At 40.1% G+C, this 3503-nt stretch carries 5 protein-coding genes and 1 pseudogene; 2 read left to right on the top strand and 4 right to left on the bottom strand.

The genetic code is table 11. The features are described 5' to 3' along the window. Window positions 1–56: 56 nt before the first annotated feature. The 3 genes from F6K37_RS34530 to F6K37_RS34520 form a co-directional block, all read right to left on the bottom strand. Window positions 57–413, bottom strand: a complete 357-nt coding sequence (locus F6K37_RS34530; RefSeq protein WP_071103368.1) for a XisI protein — start codon at window positions 411–413, stop codon at window positions 57–59. Beyond that, entirely contained in the window at window positions 404–814 is a 411-nt protein-coding gene (locus F6K37_RS34525; protein WP_287255325.1) for an element excision factor XisH family protein, read from the bottom strand. The genes F6K37_RS34530 and F6K37_RS34525 overlap by 10 nt, the downstream gene beginning before the upstream one ends. A gap of 161 nt (window positions 815–975) precedes the next feature. Next, a complete protein-coding gene (locus F6K37_RS34520) occupies window positions 976–1179 on the bottom strand; it encodes a hypothetical protein (protein WP_287255323.1) in 204 nt (67 codons plus the stop codon). Between the two features lie 199 nt (window positions 1180–1378). Between F6K37_RS34520 and F6K37_RS45810 the strand changes: the two are divergent. Next, a pseudogene (locus tag F6K37_RS45810) lies at window positions 1379–1735 on the top strand (type II toxin-antitoxin system RelE/ParE family toxin). Window positions 1736–1754: 19 nt separating this feature from the next. Then, the gene (locus F6K37_RS34505) at window positions 1755–2084 is read left to right on the top strand and encodes a helix-turn-helix domain-containing protein (protein ID WP_287255318.1); all 330 of its coding nucleotides are present in this window, start codon (window positions 1755–1757) and stop codon (window positions 2082–2084) included. A gap of 307 nt (window positions 2085–2391) precedes the next feature. Here the strand turns inward: F6K37_RS34505 and F6K37_RS34500 are convergent, their stop codons facing one another. Beyond that, window positions 2392–2646, bottom strand: a complete 255-nt coding sequence (locus F6K37_RS34500; protein ID WP_287255316.1) for a hypothetical protein — start codon at window positions 2644–2646, stop codon at window positions 2392–2394. Window positions 2647–3503: the final 857 nt, after the last annotated feature.

Raw genomic sequence — 3503 nt, 5'->3', positions numbered from 1 at the left:
TTCCCTGTTCCCTGTTCCCTATTCCCTGTTCCCGACTTCTGCAAGAAGTCTTTAGATTAATTAACAATCCCTTCACCTATACCAAAACCAGTATACTGGCGTACTTCAGGTTCATGAAAAGCTAAAACAATATCCTGTTTTGGAACTCCCATTTCCACTAATCGGTTAGCAAGTCCTTCTTCGGTGCCGTCATGCTGAATCCAAATTTTTCCACCCTTGATATCAACATGTAAAATACAGCCAAAATCACGTTTATTCCCACGCCAACCAACATAGAGTAGTTGGTAGTGATCCTGCTCTGTATCAAAGACAGTCTGAACCTCATACTCTGGTGCAATTGTTTGCCGTGAAGCCCGTTGAGCACGTTCGGAAAGAAGATTTCGAATATACTGGCGATATTGCTCTACAGCCATTGAACAATTACCTCCTGTTTCACATCATAAATTAGTAATCTAATCTGATAACGATCAACTGCTGCCATGATGAAGCGTCGCTGGAAAAAACTCTCATAAATTGGCTCTCGCACAGCCAAATAAAGCTGGCGATCGGCTTCCATCCTTGCCAGTGCATCTCGGTAGTTTAGGAATTGCCCCAATGCCATATGAAAGTCGGAAACCTTGGATGGGCTGATAAAACTTTTGACTTCAACAGCAATTTTCTGATTTTTTCGTTCTGCTGCTAATAGTTGCTCCGCTCCTAAATCAATCTCAAAATAGACATCATCGATCCTAATTTCGTAAGGGTCTGCCGTAATCTTCCAGTTGTCTTTTTCTAAAGCAGTTCTAACAACAAAATGAAACCGATCTTTAACCATATCAACCTTCTCAGCATAGATCCTTTAACTCCGTCTACCCTAATTTAATAAACCTGGGGGATATTGCAGTCTCTCCCTGCTGATTCGCACTTGTCTTGCACTCCTTCAGACATATCAGACTATTTAGATGGCACTACATTTTATTGTATATTATAGCAATTCTACAACTTGTGAGGTACATATTTCTGGGTTTTAGGGAGCAGCAATGCAGCGCGGTCTTGGGGAGGCAGCGCCGCCAAAGGCGGTCTCCCCCATGAGCGACTGCCGTGGTTTCCCCCACTCGCGCTTTGCATCAAGACGGGAGCAGGGAGCAGGGAGCAGCTAAGATGAAAATCGGAAGTGGGAAAAACTAATGTGTACCTCACAACTGCAAGAAACGCTATATTTGATTATTTATTGATGGAGTCGCTGATGAATGTTACTAGGTACTATGGATAAAAGTGCTCTGTCAATTCCTTTTGCTTAAAGGAGATAAAGCTAATCCCAGGATCCTCTGTGCCTAGAGGGTTTACCCACAAGGAAGTGAACAAGAGCAACTTTACAATCTAGATGCCAAATTTAAAAATGGGAGATGAATTACTGAAAAATGTTATTTGGGTTGGACCTTCAAAAAAGGAACTTTTAGGGTTTCCTGAAGATGTTATCGATGAAGTTGGTTACATTCTCTATCGGGTTTCAAAAAACCAAAATAATCCTCATATTAAACCTTTGAAATAATTAAATGGAGTGTTTGAAATTGTCAGCGATTATAAAACAGATACTTACAGAACAGTATATGCTGTAAAACTTGGGAATACTATTTATGTTCTCCACGCCTTTAAAAAAAAGTCAAAGACAGGTATTAAAACTCCAAAGCAGACTATGGATTTAATTAAAGAACGCCTAAAACAAGCACAAGATATTGCCAAACAACAAGATTAATAGCACCAAGGATAAAATAATGCCAGATTATACTGTAAGCTCAGGTAACATTTTTGCTGATTTAGGATTTATTAATGCTGAAGAAAAGTTGGCTAAGGTTAAACTAGCTTCACTCATTTTCGATATTATTGATGAAAGGCAGTTGGCTGATTCAGATGTGGCTATGATTTTTAAAATTGATCCTGCTCAAGTCATGGATTTAAAAAATGGTCGCTTGCAAGGGTTTTCCTTGGAAAAACTGTTATTTTTTTTGGTAGCATTAGGTCAAACTATTGAAATTAGCGTCAGTCCAAAACCCGAAACTGTATCTAGTGGGAAGATACAAGTAATCCGTCAATCTTATGCTTGAATATAACCCTTCAAGGGGTAAGTGACTGTTGGGCTACCGACTCCTGACTCCCGACTTCCTAAAAAAAATCGGTCAAGTTTGGTTAAGCCCAATTCTTGACCGCATTGAATTTTTCAATATGTCAGAAGTACAACTAAGCTGTACTTCTGACATAATAACTCCAAATTGACTATTACGTTGTTGTTGAATTAGTCAGCAACTGCTGGAAACCAACAACATCCCAACTCATACTGCTTCATCCTGCTTCACAAAACAACCTTCACGATTCCTGTTGGCCAGGGATTTTCATCCCTGGCAAATTCCTATCCTAGTCTACGTTGAAATATCGAATCAAAAAGGTCATCACCTGACCAGGCTTTCCGGTAGGCTCCAGAGTGCTCCATTCGTCGGGGTGTGCATACTTAAGGGCATACACGGCATTAATGCTGTTGCGAACCTGTTCAGGAGTACCGACCAAGACGTGCTTGGCTTTTTTGCACTTACGGCATTGGTCACCAGAATTTTCTGGGCAATTAGGATTGTTGAGATTGTGATCTGAGTTGGGGTTAATGTTGTTAGTCATTTGGAGTTTTGTGTTTGAACTGTGTATAATATTAATATATTAATTTATTGACTAAATATCAAGGGGTTTGGGAATTTTTTTTTATTAGGAAATGGGGAATTTAGAATTTAGAATTTAGAATTTAGAATTGAGAATTGAGAATTGAGAATTGGGAATAGATTAATCGTAGGGTGGGCAGTGGAGCAGACGGATACTATCAACTTGTAATCGGTTTTATCGGCACTGCCCACCGACATAAAATTAACTAGAAAATAGGAGTTATTTGTTTAGCTTTTTAATAAAATTAATGGTCTGGTGGGCAGTGCATCATACCAATTTAAACGCTGACAATTGGTTTGCTAAGCACTGCCCACCCTACATCTATTACTTTTGCCTTAATAACCACTGCCCACCCTACATCTTTTGCTGGTCTGGTGGGCAGTGCATCATACCAATTTAAACGCTGACAATTGGTTTGATAAGCACTGCCCACCCTACATCTATTACTTTTGCCTTAATAACCACTGCCCACCCTACATCTTTTGCTGGTCTGGTGGGCAGTGCATCATACCAATTTAAACGCTGACAATTGGTTTGCTAAGCACTGCCCACCCTACATCTATTACTTTTGCCTTAATAACCACTGCCCACCCTACATCTTTTGCTGGTCTGGTGGGCAGTGCATCATACCAATTTAAACGCTGACAATTGGTTTGATAAGCACTGCCCACCCTACATCTATTACTTTTGCCTTAATAACCACTGCCCACCCTACATCTTTTGCTGGTCTGGTGGGCAGTGCATCATACCAATTTAAACGCTGACAATTGGTTTGCTAAGCACTGCCCACCCTACATCTATTACTTTTGCCTTAATAA

It is taken from the genome of Moorena sp. SIO4E2 (assembly GCF_010671945.1).
GTDB classification, from domain to species: domain Bacteria; phylum Cyanobacteriota; class Cyanobacteriia; order Cyanobacteriales; family Coleofasciculaceae; genus Moorena; species Moorena producens.
This window is presented reverse-complemented; position numbering and strand designations above follow the sequence as displayed.